Origin of the sequence: Beduini sp. (assembly GCF_047239305.1) — a bacterium.
Taxonomy (GTDB): domain Bacteria; phylum Bacillota_I; class Bacilli_A; order Erysipelotrichales; family Coprobacillaceae; genus Beduini.
In genome coordinates this window covers 1-24,147 of record NZ_JBKTEM010000009.1, presented here as the reverse complement: position 1 = coordinate 24,147, position 24,147 = coordinate 1, and the positions used below count along the sequence as shown (strand labels likewise).

29 protein-coding genes are annotated in these 24,147 nt (G+C 35.6%); 26 read left to right on the top strand and 3 right to left on the bottom strand.

The genetic code is table 11. The annotated features are described in order from the left end of the window. Positions 1–98 precede the first annotated feature (98 nt). The 14 genes from ACLRVU_RS11520 to ACLRVU_RS11455 all read left to right on the top strand — a co-directional run bounded on the left by ACLRVU_RS11520 (position 99) and on the right by ACLRVU_RS11455 (position 10,644). The gene (locus tag ACLRVU_RS11520) at positions 99–533 is read left to right on the top strand and encodes a MarR family winged helix-turn-helix transcriptional regulator (RefSeq protein WP_412891970.1); all 435 of its coding nucleotides are present in this window, start codon (positions 99–101) and stop codon (positions 531–533) included. Continuing rightward, positions 526–1,857, top strand: coding sequence for an MATE family efflux transporter (locus ACLRVU_RS11515; RefSeq protein WP_412891969.1), 1,332 nt, complete (start codon positions 526–528; stop codon positions 1,855–1,857). Before ACLRVU_RS11520 ends, ACLRVU_RS11515 begins: the two co-directional genes overlap by 8 nt. A 156-nt stretch (positions 1,858–2,013) precedes the next feature. Further along, positions 2,014–2,829: a MerR family transcriptional regulator gene (locus ACLRVU_RS11510; protein ID WP_412891968.1), complete on the top strand. Its 816-nt coding sequence runs from the start codon at positions 2,014–2,016 to the stop codon at positions 2,827–2,829. A gap of 121 nt (positions 2,830–2,950) precedes the next feature. After that, positions 2,951–3,364, top strand: coding sequence for a DUF3788 domain-containing protein (locus ACLRVU_RS11505; RefSeq protein ID WP_412891967.1), 414 nt, complete (start codon positions 2,951–2,953; stop codon positions 3,362–3,364). Between the two features lie 21 nt (positions 3,365–3,385). Continuing rightward, the gene (locus ACLRVU_RS11500; protein WP_412891966.1) at positions 3,386–3,610 is read left to right on the top strand and encodes a PF20097 family protein; all 225 of its coding nucleotides are present in this window, start codon (positions 3,386–3,388) and stop codon (positions 3,608–3,610) included. Between the two features lie 454 nt (positions 3,611–4,064). Further along, positions 4,065–5,468, top strand: a complete 1,404-nt coding sequence (locus ACLRVU_RS11495) for a glycoside hydrolase family 1 protein (protein ID WP_412891965.1) — start codon at positions 4,065–4,067, stop codon at positions 5,466–5,468. 42 nt (positions 5,469–5,510) lie between these two features. After that, complete coding sequence (locus ACLRVU_RS11490; protein ID WP_412891964.1) at positions 5,511–6,374, top strand: ChbG/HpnK family deacetylase; 864 nt, start codon at positions 5,511–5,513, stop codon at positions 6,372–6,374. Between the two features lie 91 nt (positions 6,375–6,465). Further along, the gene (locus tag ACLRVU_RS11485; RefSeq protein ID WP_412891963.1) at positions 6,466–6,945 is read left to right on the top strand and encodes a hypothetical protein; all 480 of its coding nucleotides are present in this window, start codon (positions 6,466–6,468) and stop codon (positions 6,943–6,945) included. Further along, positions 6,942–7,481 carry an adenylate kinase gene (locus ACLRVU_RS11480; protein ID WP_412891962.1) on the top strand — a complete coding sequence of 180 codons (540 nt, stop codon included), beginning with the start codon at positions 6,942–6,944 and terminating at the stop codon, positions 7,479–7,481. Before ACLRVU_RS11485 ends, ACLRVU_RS11480 begins: the two co-directional genes overlap by 4 nt. Positions 7,482–7,570: 89 nt before the next feature. Then, positions 7,571–7,705 (top strand): DUF1648 domain-containing protein, encoded by a 135-nt coding sequence (locus tag ACLRVU_RS11475; RefSeq protein WP_412891961.1) that lies wholly within the window; start codon positions 7,571–7,573, stop codon positions 7,703–7,705. Between the two features lie 17 nt (positions 7,706–7,722). Continuing rightward, entirely contained in the window at positions 7,723–7,941 is a 219-nt protein-coding gene (locus ACLRVU_RS11470; protein ID WP_412891960.1) for a hypothetical protein, read from the top strand. Between the two features lie 12 nt (positions 7,942–7,953). Further along, entirely contained in the window at positions 7,954–9,222 is a 1,269-nt protein-coding gene (locus ACLRVU_RS11465; RefSeq protein WP_412891959.1) for an alkyl/aryl-sulfatase, read from the top strand. A gap of 96 nt (positions 9,223–9,318) precedes the next feature. Then, entirely contained in the window at positions 9,319–9,939 is a 621-nt protein-coding gene (locus tag ACLRVU_RS11460; RefSeq protein WP_412891958.1) for an SAP domain-containing protein, read from the top strand. A gap of 6 nt (positions 9,940–9,945) precedes the next feature. Further along, complete coding sequence (locus tag ACLRVU_RS11455; RefSeq protein WP_412891957.1) at positions 9,946–10,644, top strand: hypothetical protein; 699 nt, start codon at positions 9,946–9,948, stop codon at positions 10,642–10,644. A gap of 33 nt (positions 10,645–10,677) precedes the next feature. On the opposite strand, the gene ACLRVU_RS11450 is transcribed toward ACLRVU_RS11455, so the two are convergent. Continuing rightward, entirely contained in the window at positions 10,678–11,070 is a 393-nt protein-coding gene (locus tag ACLRVU_RS11450) for a MerR family transcriptional regulator (RefSeq protein ID WP_412891956.1), read from the bottom strand. A 121-nt stretch (positions 11,071–11,191) separates the two neighbouring features. Between ACLRVU_RS11450 and ACLRVU_RS11445 the strand changes: the two genes are divergently transcribed. The 9 genes from ACLRVU_RS11445 to ACLRVU_RS11405 all read left to right on the top strand — a co-directional run bounded on the left by ACLRVU_RS11445 (position 11,192) and on the right by ACLRVU_RS11405 (position 18,603). Next, the gene (locus ACLRVU_RS11445; RefSeq protein WP_147551347.1) at positions 11,192–12,385 is read left to right on the top strand and encodes an MFS transporter; all 1,194 of its coding nucleotides are present in this window, start codon (positions 11,192–11,194) and stop codon (positions 12,383–12,385) included. Positions 12,386–12,486: 101 nt separating this feature from the next. Then, a complete protein-coding gene (locus ACLRVU_RS11440; protein WP_147551349.1) occupies positions 12,487–12,939 on the top strand; it encodes a GNAT family N-acetyltransferase in 453 nt (150 codons plus the stop codon). 1 nt (position 12,940) lies between these two features. Beyond that, the gene (locus ACLRVU_RS11435; RefSeq protein ID WP_147551352.1) at positions 12,941–13,123 is read left to right on the top strand and encodes a hypothetical protein; all 183 of its coding nucleotides are present in this window, start codon (positions 12,941–12,943) and stop codon (positions 13,121–13,123) included. Positions 13,124–13,136: 13 nt separating this feature from the next. Beyond that, entirely contained in the window at positions 13,137–14,645 is a 1,509-nt protein-coding gene (locus ACLRVU_RS11430; protein ID WP_147551354.1) for a 4Fe-4S dicluster domain-containing protein, read from the top strand. A 146-nt stretch (positions 14,646–14,791) separates the two neighbouring features. Then, on the top strand, positions 14,792–15,952 hold the full coding sequence (locus tag ACLRVU_RS11425; RefSeq protein WP_147551356.1) for an MFS transporter: 1,161 nt from the start codon (positions 14,792–14,794) through the stop codon (positions 15,950–15,952). 12 nt (positions 15,953–15,964) lie between these two features. Beyond that, entirely contained in the window at positions 15,965–16,444 is a 480-nt protein-coding gene (locus ACLRVU_RS11420) for a flavodoxin (protein WP_147551359.1), read from the top strand. Between the two features lie 9 nt (positions 16,445–16,453). After that, a complete protein-coding gene (locus ACLRVU_RS11415) occupies positions 16,454–16,999 on the top strand; it encodes a flavodoxin family protein (RefSeq protein WP_412096825.1) in 546 nt (181 codons plus the stop codon). 338 nt (positions 17,000–17,337) lie between these two features. Continuing rightward, complete coding sequence (locus tag ACLRVU_RS11410; RefSeq protein WP_147551363.1) at positions 17,338–17,583, top strand: hypothetical protein; 246 nt, start codon at positions 17,338–17,340, stop codon at positions 17,581–17,583. A 15-nt stretch (positions 17,584–17,598) separates the two neighbouring features. Beyond that, a complete protein-coding gene (locus tag ACLRVU_RS11405) occupies positions 17,599–18,603 on the top strand; it encodes a GH25 family lysozyme (RefSeq protein WP_147551365.1) in 1,005 nt (334 codons plus the stop codon). A gap of 29 nt (positions 18,604–18,632) precedes the next feature. Here ACLRVU_RS11405 and ACLRVU_RS11400 read toward each other — a convergent pair whose 3' ends face one another. Then, the gene (locus tag ACLRVU_RS11400; RefSeq protein ID WP_147551367.1) at positions 18,633–20,102 is read right to left on the bottom strand and encodes a family 1 glycosylhydrolase; all 1,470 of its coding nucleotides are present in this window, start codon (positions 20,100–20,102) and stop codon (positions 18,633–18,635) included. A gap of 123 nt (positions 20,103–20,225) precedes the next feature. Between ACLRVU_RS11400 and ACLRVU_RS11395 the strand changes: the two genes are divergently transcribed. From ACLRVU_RS11395 to ACLRVU_RS11385, 3 genes are all read left to right on the top strand, one after another. Beyond that, positions 20,226–20,993: a MurR/RpiR family transcriptional regulator gene (locus tag ACLRVU_RS11395; protein ID WP_147551369.1), complete on the top strand. Its 768-nt coding sequence runs from the start codon at positions 20,226–20,228 to the stop codon at positions 20,991–20,993. Further along, positions 20,990–21,244, top strand: a complete 255-nt coding sequence (locus ACLRVU_RS11390) for a TfoX/Sxy family protein (protein ID WP_147551371.1) — start codon at positions 20,990–20,992, stop codon at positions 21,242–21,244. The genes ACLRVU_RS11395 and ACLRVU_RS11390 overlap by 4 nt, the downstream gene beginning before the upstream one ends. Positions 21,245–21,328: 84 nt before the next feature. Beyond that, positions 21,329–23,518, top strand: a complete 2,190-nt coding sequence (locus ACLRVU_RS11385; protein ID WP_147551374.1) for a DNA topoisomerase 3 — start codon at positions 21,329–21,331, stop codon at positions 23,516–23,518. A 346-nt stretch (positions 23,519–23,864) separates the two neighbouring features. Here ACLRVU_RS11385 and ACLRVU_RS11380 read toward each other — a convergent pair. After that, positions 23,865–24,147 (bottom strand): hypothetical protein (locus tag ACLRVU_RS11380; protein ID WP_412891955.1); only part of this gene is annotated, 283 nt, incomplete at its 5' end.

The window sequence follows — 24,147 nt, the reverse complement described above, 5'->3', positions numbered from 1 at the left end:
TAAGAGAGCTATTTAATAAAATAGCTTTTTTTATTGACAATAGTACTAATTCGTACTAATATTAAATGGTACGAATTAGTACTATGAAGGAGGATGTTATGAATATTCGAGAACAAATTAAACTTGTTAATATCGCTTTAAGCGGTACATTAGATTTATATAGAATCTGGGCTAAAAAGCATCAATTAAATTATAATGCTTTGGTTATTTTATATACATTGAATGATTATAAGATATGTACGCAAAAACAAATCTGTGATTGGTGGGCTCTACCCAAACAAACAGTCCACGGCATTTTATTAGATTTTGAAAAGAAAGGATATATATCCATTATCGCCAATAAAGAAAACAAAAGAGAAAGGCTGATCTCATTTACGGAAGAGGGAGAAATATTTGCTCTTTCGATATTAAAAAAGCTTCACCAAATGGAAGAAAACGCTATGCATAATCTAGGAGAAGAAAAAAGACAACAGCTTATTGACTGCAACACAATGTATTATGAATTATTAAAGGAGGAAATGCAAAATGAATAATCCTTTAGCGAAAAAGTTTACTTTTTCTTCATTATTACGATTTACGATACCGAATATTATGATGATGATGAGCTTATCTATGTATATCATCATAGACGGAATGTTTGTTTCTCGTTTAATTGGAACAACTGCATTATCGGCTGTAAACATGGTTTATCCTGCTGTCTGCTTTGAAATGGCGGCTGCTATTATGGTGGCCACTGGCGGAAGTGCTATCGTAGCGAAAAAACTCGGGGAAGGAAAACACAAAGAAGCACAAAATAATATAAGTTTTCTTATTGTTATAGAATTATTGATGGGAATTGGTGTCGCTATAGTCGGGACTTTGTTTACCAAAGAGATTATAGTGTTTTTAGGAGCCAGTTCCATGCAGGCACCCTTATCTATTGCTTATGCAAAAATCCTATTTGCCTTTGCACCCGCCTTTTTTCTTCAAACTGCCTTTCAGACTTTTTTTGTAACAGCTGGGAAACCAACATTAGGTCTGATCGTTACCCTTTTGGCAGGGGTTACAAATATTGTATTGGATTATATTTTTATGTCATCATTAAATATGGGAGTTGCGGGTGCGGCAATCGCTACCGGAATCGGCTATTGTATTCCGGCTGTTATCGGTGTGCTTTTTTTCTTGACTTCCCAAAAGAATGTATTGCGTTTTGTCAGACCGCAATTTGATTATAAAGTACTCTTGCAGTCTTGCACGAACGGCTTATCGGAAATGGTCACTAACTTAGCAAATGCAGCAACGACATTTTTATTTAATTATACCTTACTTCATTTTTATGGAGAGAATGGTGTTGCCTCTATCACTATTATTTTATACTTTCAATATATATTTACAGCACTGTATTTTGGTTATTCTAATGGTATTGCCCCGATTATTAGCTATAAATATGGAAATAACGATAACATACAATTACGCAGTATATTTAAAAACAGTATCTTGTTTTTGATAATCAGTTCCGCTGCCGCCAATCTTTTAGTCCATTTTACTATATCCCACGCATTAACTGTTTTTACGTCTATAGACAGTGAAGTATATAATATAGCGTTACAAGGATTCAATATTTATTCTCTAGCTTTTATTATCATGGGATTTGGCATTTTTGCTTCAGCAATGTTTACAGCATTTTCTGATGGAAAAACATCAGCAGTCATTTCTTTTTCTAGAACGTTTATTTTCATTGTAGGTGCTATTCTTATTCTTCCTAATCTATTAGGAGAAATAGGTGTTTGGATCGCAGTGCCAATAGCTGAGGTATTGGGCTTTATCGTAGCTGTTTCTTACCTTGCGGCAAAGAAGGGTAAATTTCTATATATTTAACAGGAACACTATAGGAATAATATTTGAATTCGTTATTTGGCGTTATTAGCCTAAAGTCATTCCTTCTTAATTTCTAAAATTATTATTGCTCTGCACTTGACTCTACCATGATGGAATAGTTTATACTAACACTGAGCTCAAGAGGAGGACCTCCGTATGTTAAAGATATCAGACTTTTCAAAACTATCAAGAATCAGTATTCGAATGCTAAGATTTTATGATGAAAAAGGTATTTTAAAACCGATCATCGTGAAAGACAATGGGTATCGTTATTATGAACCTACCCAATTGATTATTGCTTCACATATTCAATACTTGCGTTATCTAGGCTTTGGCACAGATAAGATCAAAAGTATTTTAGCGATTTTTCAAAATGGTCGTGAAATAACGGGATATTTGAATAGCCAGCTTAAAGAATTAGAAAGTGAACGCAATAAATTGACGGAAAAGATTGATGCTCTTTCATTGACGATCCAAAAAATCAATCAGGAGGAAATTATGATGAATTACCAAGTAGAAATCAAAGAGATACCCGCAAAGTACATGATGTGTAAAAGAGCGATCATTCCATCTTACGAAAAAGAAGGCTTGCTGTGGCATGGAATGATGAACGAATTAAAGGAATGTCAGTTAAATGTGGATATGGTAGAAAATGGAACAGTGATGGCAGTTTTCTATGATCCCGGATATAAGGAAAAAGAAGTCGATGTAGAAATAAGAATGGAAGTAAAAGGACATTATGAAGATACCGAAAACATCAAGTTCAGAAATATTGGTGCGGTAAAAGTTGCTTCTGTTACCTTTACGGGAGGATATGAACATATTACGGAGATTTCCTATCATATCGCCACATGGATTACCGATCATCACTATGAGATCTGCGGTCCTGACTTTTCTATTTATCATGTAGGATATGCACAGACAGATAATCCCAATGAATTCGTTACTGAAATCTGTTATCCAATTAAATAAAGCTAATAGACCGAATATTATTTTGATCTTATTAACCTGACATCTACTTGTCAGGTTTTAACTGCTATAATGATAGTAGGCATCAGCTATTTAAACTAAAAAATAGACAGGAGGAATGAGGATGACAAAAAATGAACCAACACCTAACGAATTGAATATATTGCTAGGAGATCATTTATTTACTGTATGGCAGGAAGTATGCAGTCAAGTCGAAGGAAAGTATGATATGGAGAAGCTTTGGAATACGGGCGGAAAGAAATGGGACTATGAATATAAGTATCGCCGTGGTGGCAAAACATTGTGTGCATTGTATGCAAAAGATCATTCTATTGGTTTTATGGTAATCTTTGGTAAAGCTGAACGTGAAAAGTTTGAAGCAGAACAGGAAAACTATTCACCTGCAATTTTAAAGGTGTATGAGGAAAGTGTTACGTATCGTGATGGTAAATGGATGATGTTTGCATTAACGGATCTTTCTTTGATGGGAGAGCTTCTGAAGTTACTGCGAATCAAGCGCCGCCCTAATAAGAAATAAAGTGGAAAAGAGATGAATATAATGAATTGTCCAAAATGTGGAAAAGAAATGCAGTCCGGCTATTTACAAACGAATAAAATCATGGCATTTAATCAGCACATACATAAATTATCTTTGCTTCCAAAAGATGAGGGTGATTTACTGATTGTGAATAATACAGTCAGAGGGGCAAATTTTAAAGGGTTTATCTGCAAAGACTGCGGACTTATTGTCTTTGATTATACCCAATCAAATGTTAAAGAATAGATGAAGCCACAAATTATTGTTTGCTTCATCTTTTTTATCAATTATATAATGGGTCCTTGTTTATTGGCATCAATAATCGCAAGACCGGTATTTTTAAAACTTAACATTAATCCCAGCATACAGATTAAACACCCTAAATCAAAAGTATAAGGAGAAAAATTGGTAAAGATATAAACGTTTAACAATAGGAAGATCATGATAGTTAATAATGGAATTTTAGCAAGCCTTCCGACTACATAGAAAGATATAAGAACTAGAAGATTAATGAGAGGGGTGTTTTGAATAAAGAAAGTAAAAGAAAGACAATTCCTTTTGTTTTTTTAAAATATTGGAGTGAAAAAGAATTCATATTATAAGGTACACTAAAATAAAGTAATCGATTTCATTTAACGAAAAAATTCGATGTTCTCGTTAATACGGATTTATACTTAAAGAAAAGCAAGGAGGAAAAAATATGGCATTTCCAAAAGGATTTTTATGGGGTGGCGCTACAGCTGCCAATCAATGTGAAGGTGGTTATTTAGATGGTGGAAAAGGATTGAGTATCGCTGACGTAATGACTGCCGGTAGTTTAAATAAAGAAAGAGAAAATACACTCGTCGTTAAAGAGGGGGAATATTATCCTAGTCATATCGCAATTGATATGTATCACCATTATAAGGAAGATATCGCATTGTTTGCGGAGATGGGATTTAACTGTTATCGTATGTCCATCAATTGGGCACGTATTTATCCTAATGGCGATGATGAAATTCCAAATGAAGATGGTCTTCAATTCTATGATGACCTATTTGATGAATGTTTAAAATATGGGATTCAGCCTATCGTTACTTTGTCTCATTACGAAACACCTATCGGACTATATACAAAGTTTGGCGGATGGAAATCAAGAGAATGTATCGATTGCTTTGTCCGTTATTGCAAAACAGTGTTTACACGTTATAAAGGTAAAGTCAAATATTGGATGACTTTTAATGAAATCAATTGTTTAGAAATGAATTCATGGAATGGGGCAGCCATGCTGGAAGAAGATTTACAGACCAAAACTCAGGCTGCACATCATTTATTTGTCGCAAGTGCTTTAGCGGTCGTTGCCGGTCATGAGATTGATCCGGAAAATAAAATCGGAATGATGTACGGGGGATTATTTTCATACGCTAATTCATGTAATCCGGCAGATGTACAGGCAAATATTGATACGATGCATGCACAGCTTTTCTATTGTGATGTTATGTGTAAAGGGTATTATCCGAACTATAAATTGAAACAATTAGAAAGAGAACATATAACCATTCAAAAAGAACCGGAAGATGATGAAATTTTATTGAAAGGTAAAGTAGACTATTTGGCTTACAGTTACTACATGACCCTTGTTGCTGGTGAAAAAACCGCAAAAGCCGAATTGGCAAACGGAAATTTATTTACTGGATATAAAAATCCATATCTGGAACAGTCACAATGGGGATGGCAGATTGATCCAATGGGAATTAGGATCTCAATGAATGAGTTATATGATCGCTATAATATCCCATTAATGATCGTTGAAAATGGTTTGGGTGCAGTCGATGAATTAAAAGAAGACGGAACGATAGATGATGACTATCGTATTGACTACTTAAGAGAGCATATCAAAGAGATGGAAAAAGGAATCAATATTGATGGAATTCTATTACTTGCTTATACTCCTTGGGGATGTATTGATCTAGTTTCAGCCGGTACCGGAGAAATGAAAAAACGTTACGGCTTCATTTATGTAGATCGTGATAATGAAGGTAATGGAACATTGAAACGCTATCGTAAAAAATCTTTCTACTGGTATAAAAAAGTCATTGCTTCTAACGGAGCTGATTTAGATTAACAATGTATTCTCTGTTTACGTTAAGAAAAGAGGAATATCTAAATGAAATTAGTAATAAGAGCTGATGATTATGGTTATACAGTGCCTTATAATATGGGCGCACTAAAAACGATTGAAGAAGGAATCACAACACATGTCGATATTATGCTGGATACCCCGGGAACTGTAGATGCCCTAGAAACAATAAAGAACTATCCTTGGATTTCTGTAGGTTGGCATGACCATTTCTGGGGAGCGCCGGTAAGTGATCCTAAGCTGATTCCTTCGATGGTCAATGAAGAGGGAAGATTTAAATTCAGAAAAGATCAGTCTTTAAAGAATGAATGTGTTTTTGAAGAGGTATTATTAGAATGTCGTGCGCAAATTGAAAGATGTATTCGTATTTTAGGCAGAGCACCCGATGTTGCTTTGATCCATGGGGGCTCTCCCTTTGAATTAGCTAAAAAACAAGTATGTGATGAATATGGTATCAAGTATAATTTCATGTATAAATATGATACCCACTCAAGCAAAGAATCCTATCCGTTGGAAGAATTTGAACATCTAAACATCACGATGGCAACGCAGCACAGCACTGCCTATAAACCTCAGGAAAGCACAGACTGGAATGATCGTAAAAACTATGATCCGGTACAATATTTCTTAGACGATGAAGATGGCATCTTAAAACAAGAAATCAGTATTTCGGCTTGGCATCCAGGATATTTGGATGATTATATCGTAACTGAATCTTCTTATAAGGAAGCAAGACCGATTGATATTGCGGCGCTTTGCTCACCGATTCTTAAACAGTGGATTGTTGACAATCAAGTCGAATTGATTAATTTGCGTGATGCACTGTATGGAACAAATGAATACCAGAATCATTTAAAAGTAATCCATAGTCCTTTAGCTATTCAAAAATAACAGGCACCTTCTACAGTGCCTTTTTTATTTGGAGTGTAAAAGATTGTAGCCGATATAAATAAGCGATATAATAATAAAAGGAGGAAGCTTTATGGGACACTTTGGTTTTTCTTATATGGGTATCATATTTCTTTTATTACTGATAGTACCCAATCTTGTTTGGACAAAGCATCAGCCTAAAGGGTATGATCCCGGTCATGAAAATACGATTTTAGGCTTCTTTGAACGGGTTGGAGAAGTCTTGGTCAGTGCTGTTGCCTTGATCTTTTCTGATTTTAATTTTCAAGGCTGGGATTTGTGGAGTATTTGGCTGCTGTTAGCTTTGCTTTTTATGACCTTTTATGAAATATGGTGGATTCGTTATTTTAGAAGTGATAAAGAGCTTCGAGATATGTATCGCAGCTTTGGTATAATACCGGTAGGTGGAGCCACTTTGCCCATTATTGCTTTTATCTTTTTAGGAATTTACGGAAAGGTGATCTGGATGATTTTAGCGGTTATTATCTTAGGAATCGGTCATATCGGTATTCATCTACAGCATCAAAAAGAAATAGAAGGGGAAAAGCTATGATTATATTGATCAGTGGCAGTACGCATACAGGTAAAACAATGCTGGCACAGCGCTTATTAGAAAAATATCACTATCCGTATCTTTCCATTGACCATCTAAAGATGGGACTGATCCGCAGTGGTTATACATCTTTAACACCAAACAGCAGCGATCAGGAGCTGACGGACTACCTATGGCCGGTAATACGAGAAATAATAAAAACAAACATTGAAAATCATCAGCATTTAATCATCGAAGGCTGCTATATTCCATTCGACTACAAAAAGGATTTTGATATAACTTACTTATCCGATATTCGTTTTATTTGTTTGATTTTTAGTGAAACATATATTCATTCACATTATAATGAAATCAGCAGGTATGAAAATCAGATTGAAAAACGCTGGGAAGAGGAAGCCTTTAATAAACAAGAACTTATTGAAATAAATCAATATAATTTAGAGATGTGTCAGCGACATCAATGTGATTATATAATGATGAAAGATAAATATGAAATTAATTTAAAAAGGTTGTGTGAGAAATGGAGCGAAAAGTAAAAAGCACAGGATTTCAGTATATTATAAATGGGATATGTCTTGTGGTTTTAGTGGGCGTCTTTGGCTGCCTGGTTTTAAATTAGAGTCATTTGCCTAATCAAATTCCTGCTTATTATGATGCCAGTGGAGCGATTGACCGCTGGGGGAATAAAAATGAGTTATGGCTCTGCCCGGTTATTTCTTTAATCCTTTTTGTTATTTTACTGTTATTGAGAAATATTTAATTACCTGGGAAATAAATATGAATAACGGTAATATAAACAGCTATCGTATCGCTAAAGATATTGGGCTGTTGGTAAAAATGATTTTAATTATTGCATTTAGTTATATAACGATCAACTTTTCAGGTGGAAACACATTGCCAAACACGTTTACACTCATCCTAGTAGGATCAATATTTGCAGTTGTATCAGTGGGATTGATTTTGTATATGCATATAAATAAAAAAGCAAGCTTATAGGAGGAATATGAAATGCTTAAAAAGAACGGTGAAGAATTATTAAGAAAGTTTAGTGAGACAGCTTATCCTTATGAAATTAAAAAGATTAATGATCGCATTTATCATGTAGTTGGCTTAGGACACAGCAACTCGATAGCGATTGAGGGTAATACATCATGGATTCTAGTAGACACATTAGATAGTGATCAGCGAGCTTTGCGAATGAAAGCAGAATTGCTGAAAATTGCGAATAAACCGGTAAAAACGATTATTTTTACTCATAGTCATTATGATCATCATGGCGGAAGTGGTGCATTTAAGGACACAGTTGAAGAAATTATTGCGTTTAAACCTAAAAAAGCACCTTTAAAATATTATAATCTATTAGATGATGTATTGCAGAAAAGAACTTTCAGACAATTTGGCTACGCTTTGAGTAATGAAGAATGTATTACACAAGGAATCGGGATTCGTGAAGGAAGAGCCGTGAACGATGGGACAGGTGTTTGCTTGGAGGCTAATGTTTTATATGATCAAGATATTGTGGAAAGAGAAATTGATGGTGTAAGACTGCAATTCGTCTCTGCTGTCGGGGAAACTGACGATCAGCTCTTTGTCTGGCTGCCGGAAGATAAAGTGTTATGCTGCGGGGATAATTATTATGGATGTTTTCCTAATCTCTATGCCATCAGGGGAAGTCAGTATCGTGATATTGCCGCTTGGGTAGACAGTTTAAATTTAATTTTATCTTATCCTGCTGAAGTGGTTCTGCCGGGACATACAAAAGCCATCATAGGATATGATCAGGTTCAGGAGGTTTTAGGCAATTTTAAAGATGCGATTGAATTTATTCTGCTGGAAACATTAAAATGTATGAATAAAGGCATGAGTGAATCAGAAACAGTATCAGCGGTAGTTCTTCCACAAATTTGGGCTGACCTGCCGTACTTAGGGGAATTCTACGGGACAGTGGAATGGTCAGTACGTTCAGTCTATCATGGCTATTTTGGCTGGTTTGATGGCAATCCGACTCATTTAGCACAATTATCAGATGAAACATTTGATACAAAATTGTTTTCTATGATTGGTGAAGAAAAGATGGAATCAGAAATTCGCACAGCATTAAATGAAGAAAATTATCAGATGGCTGTTCAATTATGCGATATTTTACTGAATGCTAAAGTGGGTATACAAAAATATAAAAAGTTAAAAGCAGAAGGTCTGATGGGCTTATCTAAACAGGTAACTTCTGCCAATGCACGCCATTATTATATTTGCAGTGCAAAAGAACTAATGGAATAACCTAAGGTCCTAATGGACCTTTTTGTTTAGATTATGTCATTTAATAGGAAATATGATATAATTATAAAGAAATAAAATGAGATTAGGAGTACAAAAATGGAAATAAGACCCGAGTTTAAGGAAATCAAGACATTTGATGAATTTATTAAATATTATTGGTATAAAGAAGAACTACAAAAGATCTGCAAGGAATTAGGTATTGATCATTCGGGATCAAAAGGGGATCTGAATCATAATATCGAGGCTTATTTTAATGGACAGATAATAAAGAAAGTGAAACGTGTTAGTGTAAAAAAGAAAGATGTTGAGTTAACTTTGGATACGAAGCTTTTAGAGAGTGGTTTTGCGATGAGAAATGAATATCGAGAATTTTTCGGAAAACAAGTTGGGGTGAAAAACTTCAAGTTTACAGCTGATATGGCAGCGGCAATAAAGAAGGTTCGTCAGGAAAAAAATAAAGACTTTACGGTAAGAGATTTAATCGATGTTTATTATGGGAAAAGTGATTATGCGAAGTATGACAGTTCAGCTTGCCAGTGGAATAAGTTTTTAAAAGCCTTCTGCCAAGATGAGAGAAATAATGTTTATAAGGATAAATTAAAAGCAGCCGCAGCTTTGTGGAAACAGGTACGCCTTTCAACGCTAGATAAAGTTTATGATTATTCTATGGTTGATATTTATCGTGATGTTTTGGAAGAATTTCGTATAATGGAATAATAAGATATGAAAAGCACACAAATTGATTTGAAAAAAAGAGGGTATATCGATGATAAAGAACTTCAAAATTATCAAGAAATGCCTCATACTACAATGGTTTTGTGGATAAATGATCTTGATCCTATAAAGCGAAGCATTGCCGCTCATTATCTTGATGCTTTGCTTAAAGAAGACATAATCTTATTGATCGATCAGCTAAAAAAAGAAAAATGTCTTTATACAAGAATAGCGATCTGTGAGAAGCTTCAGACCGGCAACGTTTTAACGGCTTCATTAATGATAAAAGAACTCGGAAAGATCGGACGTAATCAATATCATGTCCTGCCAAAAAGAAGTTCCGCAAAAAAATCATATCCTTTGCCTAGAGACATAATCGCTCGTTATTTAGGGAAAATGGATACAGTTATTTTTCCTATTTTATTAGAAGTATTAGATACAAACGATGCAAGTCAAATCAGTGAGGTGTTGGATGCAATAGGATTTATGGCATTTTACCAGCCTTCTCTTGCGACTAAGGAAAACGCTGAAAAGATTTATACCATTTTTGATCGGTATCAGGACAACCCTTTACTAATTTGGAAAGGCTTAACCTGTCTATCGGCTTTTCCATTTCAAGAAACAAAATTAATCTTACAAGGCTATGCCTGTCAATCAGGTGTTTTGAGGTTGGAAGCACAGCGTTCGTTACACTTAATGATGAAATAAAAAAGATTCCTATTTTAGTTTAGGAATCTTTTTTTACCAGTTTGCCATATTCATATCATCTTCAATGGTCTTATTTATAATATCCTGATAATGGTCTAACTTTTTAGTCATATAATCCAGTCTTAAACGGGCTTCTTCAAAATCAATTTCAGCAATTTCTTTTTGCCTTTTTAAAATCTCGTATCGTCTTTTTATGGTTTGATCTCCTTCTAAACATAAGTTGACATATTCTTTAATAGCTTCAATTGACATACCGGAATCACGTAAATGTTTAACGCCAATGAACCAATTCAAGCAGGCATCATCAAAGATGCGATTATTATTTTTATTGCGTTTAACCGGTGGGATTAATCCCTGATCGCTGTAAAAGCGAACGGTATGCTCTGTAATATGCAGCTTTGTGGCAATCTCTTTGACCGTATACATAAATTTTTCTCCTTTTTTTATAAAAAATGCTTGCCTTCGTGTAACACGAAGGTGATACATTAATTCTAACAGATATTGCACAGATAAGCAAACACTGTATAAATAGATTGGGGGAAATAAAATGAATCAAACTAAATTATGGACAAAAGATTATTTATGCGTCTTATTTACTACATTCTTTGCAGCAGTAACGCATAATATCTTTATCTCTATTTTTCCTTTATATGTTGTCGAAATAGGAGGAAATAATGCATTAGCCGGTGCAATGATTACTGGATTAGTGGTTGCCAGTACAATTACTCGTTTAATCTGCGGCTCTTTGCTTGATCGTTATGGACGACGTAAAATGTTGATGATCGGGGGCTTTTTATTTGCATTAAATACGATTGCTTATAATTTTGTCAGTAATATTCCGGGATTGTTCATGCTGCGTATCTTGAATGGAATCAGTCAGGGGATTTATTTTGGTGCAGCAAGTACAATGGTGGCAGATATCGTTCCAGAAGAGCGTTTAGTGGATGGAATTGGATATTTTGGAATTGCCGGAAGTTTAGCGGCTGCTTTTGCGCCTATGATTGGATTAGAGATATTTCAAAATCTAGGAGCATCTAACCTGTTTTTATTTGTCTCTTTCTTTGCAACGGTAGGAGCATTGTTTACACTTTGGATCAAATCAGATTTTATTGCTGCACCTGTTGTTAAAGGGGAAGAAAACCATGGATTTAAAATACCAAAACTTTCAATGCTGATCGAGTTTAGTGTGTTGGTACCGGCTATTATTTCATTCTTTATTACGTTTGGAAACAGCTCAGTAGCCAATTTCCTAGCCGCCTGTGGGATTGAAAGAGGCATCACCAGCATTAGCTTATTTTTTATGGTAAACAGTATTTCAATGATTATCATACGTTTGTTTACAGGAAGGCTAACCAATCGCTATGGACTGTCTCGTTTGATTTTTACAGGAGCAGTTTTGGTCGGTATTGGTTTTGTAACAATTGCCTTTGCATATGATACGTTTATGATTATTGGTGCAGGTATTCTTTGTGGTATAGGTATGGGTATCACTACCCCTTTATTAAATACCATGATTTTTAAGATAGCCAGCCCACAAAGAAAAGGAGTGGCTAACTCAACCTTTGCCTTATTTGGTGATATTGGAAACGGGATTGGAGCAACTGTCTGGGGAGCTTTATCGCAGTATAGTGGGTATACGATCACATATCTTGTCTCTGCAATCTGTATCGTCATTGCTGTCATTATTCATTTGTTTACATTAATTCCTAAGATAAAATTAAATCCACAATATGATAGGTAGAATTTCGATTCTATCTTTTTATTTTCTAACAAAAAATTAACTTTTCTTATTCATAGCGCAGTAGTAAAATAGGGTTAGAGAGTAATAAATGAGGGATAAAAATGGAAATGGTTAAATTTGATCAGAGAGATGATACAATAATCAACCAATTAATGGATATATGGGAAAACTCTGTTCGAGCAACCCATTTGTTTTTAAAAGAAGAGGATATTTTAAGAATAACGGAGTATGTTCCACAGGAATTAACACAGATTCCGGTCTTGATAGCTGCAAAGAAGGATGGAAGGATTGTTGGATTTATGGGGATCGATCAAGATAGTTTGGAAATGCTGTTTATTTTAGATAAGGAACGTGGACAGGGGATCGGAAAAAAACTGTTAGAATATGCGATCCTGAATGAACATGTGGATCGTCTGAGTGTAAATGAACAAAATCCTCAAGCTAGAGGGTTTTATGAGTATATGGGATTTGCAGTTGAAAAAAGAAGTGAGCAAGATGATCACGGCAATCCTTTTCCCTTGCTCCATATGCGTTACAAAAGAGAAGAGGATTAAAATGAAATCTAAAAAGACACTGATATTTTCTATTGCTTTAATGATTGTAGCATTAGTATTGATGTTGTTTGGTATCTATTTTGGTAAGCTGTCAGATACCGCAATTAGGATTGTCGGCATTACGATTTTATTAGATTTAGTGATGATTGTGTTTAATTATATGAGCATTAAAAAAATGAAATAAAGGAGAGATGTATATGAGAGGGGTTTATTCATCTATTACAGATATTCGCAGAAAGATTTTTACTGAAATAGCGAGAATGGCTTATAATGGAAATTATCATGACTTAGAAGAAATACCGTATAAGATTATTCCGGGAGAAATTGGAACATATCGCGGCAGTGTCTTTTTGGAAAGGGCGATCGTAGGAGAACGTCTGCGCTTAGCAATGGGTTTGCCTTTAAGACCGATTGATCAGCACGCTCCTTTAACAACGGGAGTAAGTGAAAGTATTGTGGCAGAGAAATATTATGAACCACCACTTATTAATATTATTAAATTTGCTTGTCACGCCTGTCCTGATAATCAAGTAACGGTCACGAATGCCTGTCAAGGCTGTTTAGCCCGTTCATGTAAAGAGGTTTGTCCTAAAAATGCGATAAGTATTGTTGACGGGAAGAGTGTGATCGATCAGGAAAAATGTATTAAGTGCGGTCTTTGCATGAAGGCATGTTCGTATGATGCGATTATTAAACTGCAACGTCCTTGTGCAAAAGCCTGTGGTATGGATGCGATAAAAACGGATGTGAATGGGCATGCAGATATCGATTATGATAAATGTGTTTCATGCGGTATGTGTTTAGTAAATTGTCCGTTTGGTGCTATCAGTGATAAAGGACAAATCTTTCAGCTGATTACTTCAATCAAAAACGGAGATAAGGTAATTGCGGCTGTTGCTCCGGCATTCGTTGGACAGTTCGGTCCCAAAGTTACTCCGGAAAAGTTAAAAGGAGCGATGCGCCAGTTAGGCTTTGCCGATGTGGTAGAAGTAGCTGTAGGTGCAGATTTATGTACTTTAGATGAAGCAGAAGACTTTTTAGAAAAAGTGCCTTCTAAGCAGCCGTTTATGGCGACATCTTGCTGTCCTGCTTGGTCAGTTATGGCAAAAAAGCTGTTTCCTGAATTCAAACCTTATATTTCGATGGCATTAACACCAATGGTATTAACTGCAAGAATGATTAAAAAAGATAACCCCGACTGTAAAGTTGTATTTGTGGGACCATGTGCGGCAAAGAAGCTGGAAGCCTCACGTAAATCGGTGAGAAGCGATGTCGATTTTGTATTAACTTTTGAAGAAATTATGGGGATGTTTGAAGCAAAAGACATTCATTTAGATCAATTAGCAGAACAAGATCCGTTTATCAAAGCAACAGCTGCCGGGCGTGGTTTTGCGGTGAGCGGAGGAGTGGCTCAAGCAGTGGTCGATTGTATTCATAAAACTCACCCAGATCGTGAAGTCAAAGTGCATGCTGAAGAGAGTTTGCAGAACTGCCGTAAGATGCTAAAAGATGCAAAGGCAGGAAAATATGACGGGTACTTGCTTGAGGGAATGGCATGTCCGGGTGGCTGTGTCGCCGGAGCGGGAACGCTGCAATCTATCGTTCGTTCAACAACGGCTGTGAATAAATTTAAAAATACAACAGAAGCTAAAAATGCGGCAGACAGCGAATATGCTGAACGTCTGCATGAATTATTAGAAAAATAGATCCAATCCTTATAAACACTGAACAGTTTATAAGGATTTTTTGATGTTTTTTAAATTTAAGTATTGACTTGGAGTTAACTCCAAAATGTATCCTTTAATTAGGAAGAGCTAAATACTCTGACAAAACAGCTTAAATTGGGGGTATTATGGAAGAAAAATTATGGACAAAAAAATATATATTGGCAGTAAGTATCTTATTTGGCATTTGCTTTTGTTCAAATATCGTTTTATCTGTACTCACTATCTTCGCAAAAAATCTAACTGGCTTGGATACTTATGCAGGATTGATGACATCAATATTTACAATTGCCGCTTTATCGGTACGCTTTGCTGCGGGGGTACTGTTAGATAAGTTCAACTGTAAACGTGTTATTTTAAGCGGTATCAGCCTGATGATCATTGCGTCTTTCTTGTTTATTAGCTGTGATGATATTACAGCGGCATTGGTTTATCGTGCTGTGCAGGGGATTGGTTTTGGTATTGCTTCAACCGGGGCAAGCACCTATGTGACAAAGGTTTGTCATCCTAATCGTCTTTTAGAAGGCGTGAGCTATGCTGCTATTGCTAATTCCTTAACTGGGGTTATCGGACCTTCTCTTGCTTATGCATTAATCGGAAAACATTACGATCAGTTTCAGTTATTGTTTATTGTCGCTGCTCTCATCGCTGTTGGCACCTTCCTATTGATGCTTTTAGGAAAGGATGCACATCAGCAGACAATCACAAGTTCAGCAGTAAAAGAAAAGAATAAAAAAATTAAAAGGAATGCTTTGTGTTTACCGGTAATGATCCTATTTTTAAATTCACTAACTCAGAGCGCCATTACTTCTTTTGTTTCTTTATATGCAATAAGTTTGGGTTTTGCAGGGGCAGGGTCTTTCTTTTCTGTCAATGCCATTGGGATGATTGCATCTCGTTTTGTAATGAATCCATTAGTAAAAAGATTTGGTCAGTTTAGAACGATTTTAATTAACTCTGCTGTCTTTTTTATCAGTGTTTTTCTATTATCAAAAGTGACAGCAATGTGGCAGATGCTTGTTATAGCTTTGCCGGCAGGATTTTCAATTGGAGCGATTTCACCTATAATTAATACGTTTATGATTCAAAATATGCCTGCTAATAAAAGTGGGATTGCCAATGCTCTTTATTATAGTTCAATGGATATTGGCTATGCAATTGGATCTATAATATGGGGGATAGTGGCGACTATGACAGGATATGCAAATGTTTTCTTTATTGGAGCGTTGATTCAGATTATATGTGTTGTATTTAGTGAGATACAGTGTAAAGTATTTAAACTTAGATAGGAGGAAATATAGATGTCTAAAACATTAGTTGCTTATTTTTCCCATTCAGGGAATTCACAAGTGATTGCCAGAGAGTTTGCCAAAGTGTTAAATGGAGACTTATTTGAAATAAAAGCAAAGCATACTTATTCAAGCCAATATAATACGGTTGTTGAGGAGGCAAAAAGAGAATTAAATGCGAAAGCCAGACCGCTGTTGGTCAACCCGCTTCCGGATCTAAAGGAATATGACACGATTGTCATAGGGTATCCTAATTGGTGGGGGACTATGCCAATGCCTTGCTTTACATTTTTAGAGAGCGCAGATTTTAGCTATAAGACGATAATTCCTTTTTGTACACACGAAGGAAGCGGCATGGGAAGAAGTGAGCAGGATCTTCAAAATCTTTGTTCTTCTGCGCGGATCTTAAAAGGTCTTGCTATCCGCGGATCAGCTGTACAAAAGGCTCAGCAGAAAATCATGAATTATTTAAAAGAAAATCAATTGATTTAGGAGAAAATTATGAAAGTTATTATTCTATCATCAAGTCCGAGAAGAAAAGGCAACAGTGAAATTTTATGTGAACAGTTCGCAAAAGGAGCAAAAGAAGCAGGACATGAAGTGGAAATGGTTAATTTGAATGACTATCACATGGGATTCTGTCTTGCTTGTGAATATTGCCGTTATCATAATCATGTCTGCGTATTAAAGGATGATGCGAATCAGATTATTGAAAAAATAATTGAAGCAGATGTTTTTGTAATGGCGACTCCGGTCTATTTTTATAGTTTGTCCGGACAACTAAAAACATTGATTGACCGTATGTTTGCCAGAGAATATGAAATTCGTGATAGTGAGAAACATAAAAAAGCTTATCTGATTTTAACAAGCGGTTCACCTGATGTTAAGCAGATGACAGGTATAGTAGAAAGCTTTAGAGGTTTTATTCAAGTATTGCGTAAAGTGGAAGAAGGGGGCATCATTTACGGCTTAGGTGCTTTCCATAAAGGGGATGCTTTAGAACACCCAGCATATAAAGAAGCTTATGAAATGGGAAAAAAGATTTGAAAAAGCCCTTGTCAATTGACAGGGGCTATTCATATACTTCATAAAATTGGTTCATTTTTTTAATAATTTGTTTCACTTCCTGTTCACATTGTGAAGAATAAGTAGGATCACAATTGAAATGATTATTAAAGATGTGAATCAATTCATGGATCTCAGATTTCTTTTGCTACTGTAGAGCCAGCTTTTATTAAAAAATATGATGATGGGCGATATGTACTTGTTTGAAAGAAAGATATCTTGCTTATTAATACAATAAAAGCATATCAAGAATTAAGTTGTTTAAGAGATCAAAGATTTATTATTTAGCAAATATGACATTAAGTTTGTATCAGAATATAGTGAATAGTAAAGAGAACTTCAATCTGACAAAGCTGAGAAAAGGATTGATACAATTTGTTGTTTTAGTATTTGGTACATTATTATTGGTGATATCTGTGGATTTACTGGTTAATGTTACCGGACTTAATCAAAATGAACTTAGTGAAGTGATTTCTGTAGCCGCAATTCTTTTAACTATTGGAATGGCAATTGTTAAATATATTAAAGAAGCATATATTACTTTACAGGATATTTTAAATAAGTAAAAGGAGGGAAGGTTTATGAGTTTATTAGGTATTGATATTTCAAGCTGGCAAAGTGAGCTGGATCTTAGTCAGATTATTTGTGATTTTGTAATTGTTAAAGCTACAGAGGGGGCAGATTATATCAATCCCTACTGTGAGTGCCACTTTCAAAAAGCATGCTTACTAAATAAGAAGGTGGGTTTTTACCATTTTGCTAGAAACAGCATTAATTCTGCAGAGGTAGAGGCAGACTATTTCATCAGCAATACAAGAGGTTATTTTGGAATAGGGATTCCTATTTTAGATTGGGAAGATGCTGTTGAGGATGTGACCTGGGCTTTAACATGGCTGCAAACAGTTGAAAGGAAAATGGGAGTAAAACCTATGATTTACATGTCTGAAAGTGTAGTGAATCGCTATGACTGGACAGATGTGGCTAGAGCCGGTTATGGCTTGTGGGTTGCAAAGTATAAAGGGTATGATCCCATTTACAATTATGATACAGCTAATAGAGGAAGCGAACCTAATATTTGTCATTGGCCGTTTTATGCGATGTGGCAATTTACTTCAACAGGTTATTTGAATGGCTATAGTGGTAAATTGGACTGCAATGTTTTTTACGGTGACATTATGGCTTGGGATCGTTATGTGGGAGCGGCAGCCTCACCAGCCGAACCTAAACCAAAGTATTTGAAATATAAGGTTGGAGATTATGTCACCTTCGGAAGCTGCTATGTCTCTTCTAATGCAAAAATTGGCTGGCCGCCCAATGGTGAGGCACTAATACCGGATATTAACGAGGGCATTATCACCGCAATTTATGAAGGAACCAATAATCCCTATCTGATTAATGAGGGAATGTGCTTTATTAATGAGGGTGATATTCAGGAAAGTAAAGAAGAATTTTATATTGTCCAAAGCGGGGATACATTGAGCGAAATTGCTATGCGATTTGGTACGACGTATCACTATTTGGCACAAATTAATCAGTTAGAAGACTCAAATTTAATTTATCCAGGACAAAAACTGAAAGTTCATTAAAAAAGCTTGCAATCACTGCAAGCTTTTTTCTATTTTAATGTTTCTCCATTGGACTGAATAACCCCTTTATACCAGTCAAATGATTTTTTCTTTATTCTTTTTTTCGTTCCATTTCCTTCATCGTCCAAATCAACGTAGACTAAACCATAACGTTTGCTCATTTCTCCGGTACCAGATGAAATTAAATCAATAGGTCCCCAAAGTGTATATCCCATTAGATCAATACCATCATCTTCCACTGCAATCTTCATTTGCTGCAGATGAGCATGTAAATAATTAATGCGATAATCATCAATGATCTGCCCTGTTTCATCTAACTTATCCGTTGTTCCTAATCCATTTTCTACGATCATTAATGATAATTGATAACGACTGTAAAGATCATTTAAGGAAAGTCTCAATCCAATTGGATCGATTGTCCATCCCCATTCGGACTTTTCAAGATAAGGATTCTCCACTGCCATCATTTGATTGCCCTCTGTCATTTTCTTATCTTTTCTCGTTGTAGCTACACTTGTATTATAATAGCTAAAACCGATGAAATCGACAGTACCATTCTTTAAAGCCTCTTGATCGCCCTCGTTCATGATGACTTCTATGCCCTTTTTCTTCATAGTGTTTAAGGCATATGCCGGATAATGACCGCGACATTGGATATCGGTATAAAAATAACGCATCATTCTTCCCATTTCCATACAATATAACTGATCTTTAGGATTGCAGGTTTCAGGATAGCTCATGATATTAGCGAGCATCATACCGATCTCAAATTTAGGATTGATACTCCTTGCTAAAGCGACAGCTTTTGCAGAGGCAACAAAAATATGATGTAATGCCTGATAGCGTTCCTGCTCATTGCTGCTGCAAAAACCAAGAGAACGATATCCATTGTTTAATAACAAATTGATTTCATTAAACGTTAACCAATATTTTACTTTATGCTGATAGCGAGTAAATACAGTAAAGCAATATTTTAAATAATAATCGATAGATTCACGATTAATCCATCCGCCTAACTTTTCTGCAAGGTGAAATGGATAATCAAAGTGAACAGTAGTAACCATCGGTTCGATCCCATATTTTAAACATTCATCAAATACATCATCATAGAATTGCAATCCTTCTTCACTGGGTACTGCATCATCTCCATTAGGATAAATACGACTCCAAGCTAAAGACATACGATAACATTTGAATCCCATTTCTGCCATCAATGCAATATCTTCTTTATAATGCCCATAAAAATCAATGGCTTCATGGCTGGGATAATAAAGCTGGTCATTTAATTCGATATAGGCACCAACTGGAAGATCATCTTTTCTAAAATTATGAACAAAATCTCTAGTCCCATCTTTTAAGGTGATCGAAATCTTTCTAGGGGTATTCTTATTACCGGCTGTCATAAAATCATAGGTTGCTAAGCCACGGTGCGATAATCCACCCTCTACCTGACTGGCAGCACTGGCACCGCCCCAAAGAAAATTCTCTTTAAAACTCATAACATCACGCTCCTTTATTTCAATATACCGCTTAATAAAATATATTTCAATAATAAATAAAATAAATTTTATAATGTTTTATATTCCATCTGTTTATGGTAGAATATAGATAGAGGTGTTAGGATGAATGTACTAGAAAATATTCACATCCATTATGATGAACTGACTAAAAAAGATAAGGACATTGCAGATTATATTTTAGAGTATCCGAAGAAGTTCTGCCGTCAGGACATGAATGACTTTACAAGTAAAATGAATGTTTCTAAATCAGCTCTTATTCGATTTTCAAAGAAATTAGGATATTCCGGATATAGTGAATTACGTTATGAGTTATCAAGAATTATTTTTATCGGCGGAGAAAAAAGACAAGAGCTTTATACTCCGGTAGAAATTATTGGGCATGGCTATATAGAATGTCTTTCTGCTTTAATTGAAGAACTGGATTCTGAATTGATCGAAACCATCGCAAAAAAGATTTGGCTAGCTAATAAAATTAAACTCTTTGGATATAATGAGTCTGCTTTGCCGCCACAGCATTTAGCGATACGAGGAACATTGCTAAACTTAGATTTTGCAGTCTATACAAATCGTGATTACTTTGCGACACAGTTCAAAAATATGCATAAAGAAGATTTAGCGATTATCTATTCAGTCAAAGATCATGCCAAGGTTTATGCATCATTACTAAAAAATAGAGAGATGCCGGCGTTAGTCATTACGATGAATCCTAAAAATTTTTCATTGATAAGTGAGGATTTAATGGTGAATCTGCCTAATCCAGCAACATCAAAGGCTGGGCTGCTGGATGAACAGGTGTTGTTTTATGTTTTTAATGAGATTTTATTAGCTCAATTAATGAAAACAAAAACAGATAAAGGAGGGTGTTTATGAAATTATTGGAGTTGCCTAATATTGGGAAAGAAACTGCACGTCAGCTAGAGGAAGTTGGCATTCATGATGCAGAAGAGCTGCGTTTGGTTGGAGGCAAGGAAGCCTGGCTTCGCATTAAAACCTCCATTGATCCGGGTGCTTGTATTCATCTATTATATGGTATAGAGGCGGCAGTTGAAGGAATTAAAAAGAAAGATTTAAATAATGAAAAGAAAGAAGAATTGAAGGAATTTTATCATTTAAATGAGTAAAGCGGTGTTTCACTGCTTTATTTTGTTTATAGCTGGCGTCATGATGAAAACAATGATAAAATAATGAAGAAATGAGGTGGAAACATGGCCAAAACATTAGTTTTAGCAGAGAAACCCTCTGTTGGCAGAGATATTGCCAGAGTATTGGGATGTAATAAAAAGTTAAATGGAGCATTAGAAGGCAATCGCTATATCGTGACTTGGGCATTAGGACATTTAGTCACATTAGCTGATCCGGAAAAATATGATAAACGTTATAAAGATTGGGATTTAAAAGATTTACCGATCATTCCTGATCGCATGTCATTAGTGGTAATTGGTCAGACAGCAAAGCAGTTTAAAGCGGTACAAAGCCAAATGAATCGAAATGACGTTCAGGAGATTGTCATTGCGACAGATGCAGGACGTGAAGGAGAATTGGTTGCCCGTTGGATTATTCAAAAGGCAGGAATAAAAAAGCCATTAAAACGCTTATGGATATCTTCTGTAACCGATAAAGCTATCTCCGAAGGATTTAAGCACTTAAAAGATGCCCGAGCCTATGAATCACTGTTTCATAGTGCCTATAGCCGCAGTGTTGCCGATTGGCTGGTAGGAATCAATGCAACGCGTGCGTTAACCTGTAAATATAATGCACAGTTGGCGTGCGGGCGTGTTCAAACCCCTACATTAGCGATGATTGCCGCTCAGGAAGATCAGATTCGTCAGTTTGTCCCTAAGCCTTATTATGGCATTACCGCCGAAGCGATGGGAATACGCTGGAGCTGGCGGACAGCAAAAAATGAAACGCATGTATTTGAAGAAGAAAAGGTGGATCAAGTTCTTTCTAAATTAGAACGTCAATCTCTAGAAATTACAGAGATCAGTAAGGCATCTAAAAAGAAATATGCACCTTTGCTTTATGATCTTACAGAATTACAAAGAGATGCCAATAAGCTCTATGGCTTTTCTGCAAAAGAAACATTAGCAATCATGCAGAGCTTATATGAATATCATAAAGTGTTAACTTATCCAAGAACGGATTCACGTTATTTAACCGATGATATCGTGCCGACCATAAAAGAGCGTTTGGAAGCTAGCCGTGGTGGGGATTATGATGCTGCTATTCAAAAAATCTTGAAACAACCAATAAAGAAACAATCTCATTTTGTGAATAATAGTAAGGTTAGTGATCACCACGCAATCATTCCAACTGAGCAAAGTGCTTACATTGGAAGTTTTGATGATCGTGAAAGAAAAATCTATGATTTAGTATTAAAACGTTTCCTTGCAGTTCTGCTTCCTCCTTATGAATATGAGCAGACAACACTCACTGCTAAAAGCGGCAATGAAACTTTCATAGCAAGGGGAAAGATAGAAAAAGCAATAGGCTGGAAAGAAGTATACGGACATTATCGTGATGAAGAGGAAGAAGAGGACGAACAGTCTTTACCGCCTTTGAAAAAAGGACAATCAATGCATGTGGATAAATGGGAAAAAACGACGGGTAAAACTCAGCCGCCTGCTTATTTTACTGAAGCAGCATTGCTTTCTGCGATGGAAAATCCGGTTCGTTATATGAAAAGCAGTTCTAAACAGTTGAATACTACACTGAGTGCGACTGGTGGTTTAGGAACCGTAGCGACACGTGCGGATATTATTGAAAAGCTGTTTAATACATTCCTTATTGAAAAAAGAGGACAGGAAATTCATGTCACCGCTAAAGGAAGACAGTTACTTCAGTTGGTTCCTAATGATTTAAGATCACCTGAACTAACTGCAAAATGGGAACTTGAACTCGCTAAAATAGCGAAGAATGAAAGAAAATCGAATCAGTTTATTAAAGAGATTGAGAAATATACGCATAGTGTTGTTGAAGAGATTGAAACTAGTGAAGGTAAATTTAAACATGATAATATCACCACTAAAAAGTGTCCTGAATGTGGTGAACTTTTGCTGGAAGTCAATGGTAAAAAAGGAAAGATGCTGGTGTGTTCAAATCGTGAATGCAAGTATAAAGAAACTCTGTCTATTGTAACGAATGCTCGTTGTCCGAATTGTCATAAGAAAATGGAATTAGTGGGTAAAAAAGAAAGTCAGATGTTTGTCTGTAAAAACTGTGGCTACCGACAGCACATGAATGCTTTCAAAAAAGAACGAGAAGATAAGAAAGGTGTAGCGGGTAAGAGTGATGTGAAAAAGTATCTGCAAAAACAAAAAGCAGAAACGAAAACAACCATTGAGGATTCACCGTTTGCTGCACTGTTAGATTTAAAAAAAGAATTGAAGAAATAAAGATGAAGACATTGACCTCAGTGTCTTTTTTATAAGCTGCTTTACTGCTTTGGGTTTTAACTTTTTCAAAAGAAAGTGTCAGTCAGCATGAAAATAGAAAGTGCAGGAGATTTTATGATGACTTTTAACAAGCATTGTAAAATAATAGGCTATGAAACTGCACTGTCGTTAATTGAAGAGTGGATGAACAGTGAGTGAGCCAATGTACCCAAAGCAGCTCTTGGAAAATTGAGAGTTCGATGAAAGAAATAAACCAGGTTTATAAGCTGGCTAATCGATTTGTCGAAAGTAATAAATAAAATCGGTATGACGAAAAACAGTCATACCGATTATTTTTTAGTTATCGTTAATAGTGGAGCAGAAATTGTTTTGCCTCTTCACAAGATTCAAATATCTGATTACTGTCAAGAATGTAATTAACAGTATCTTGCCAATCTTTTAAGGTGAAGTCTTCAGCGACATAATTACCAATTATTTTTTTTATGGAATTTAATAAATGAGGAGCATGTAAATCTGAGAGATATTCACAGTTTAAATCGTTGGCAACACAATTGATTAAATGAAGATTTTCGTTCATGTCATACTCCTTTCCTTCTGACCGAGATCGTATACAATCAGGTTGTACACTT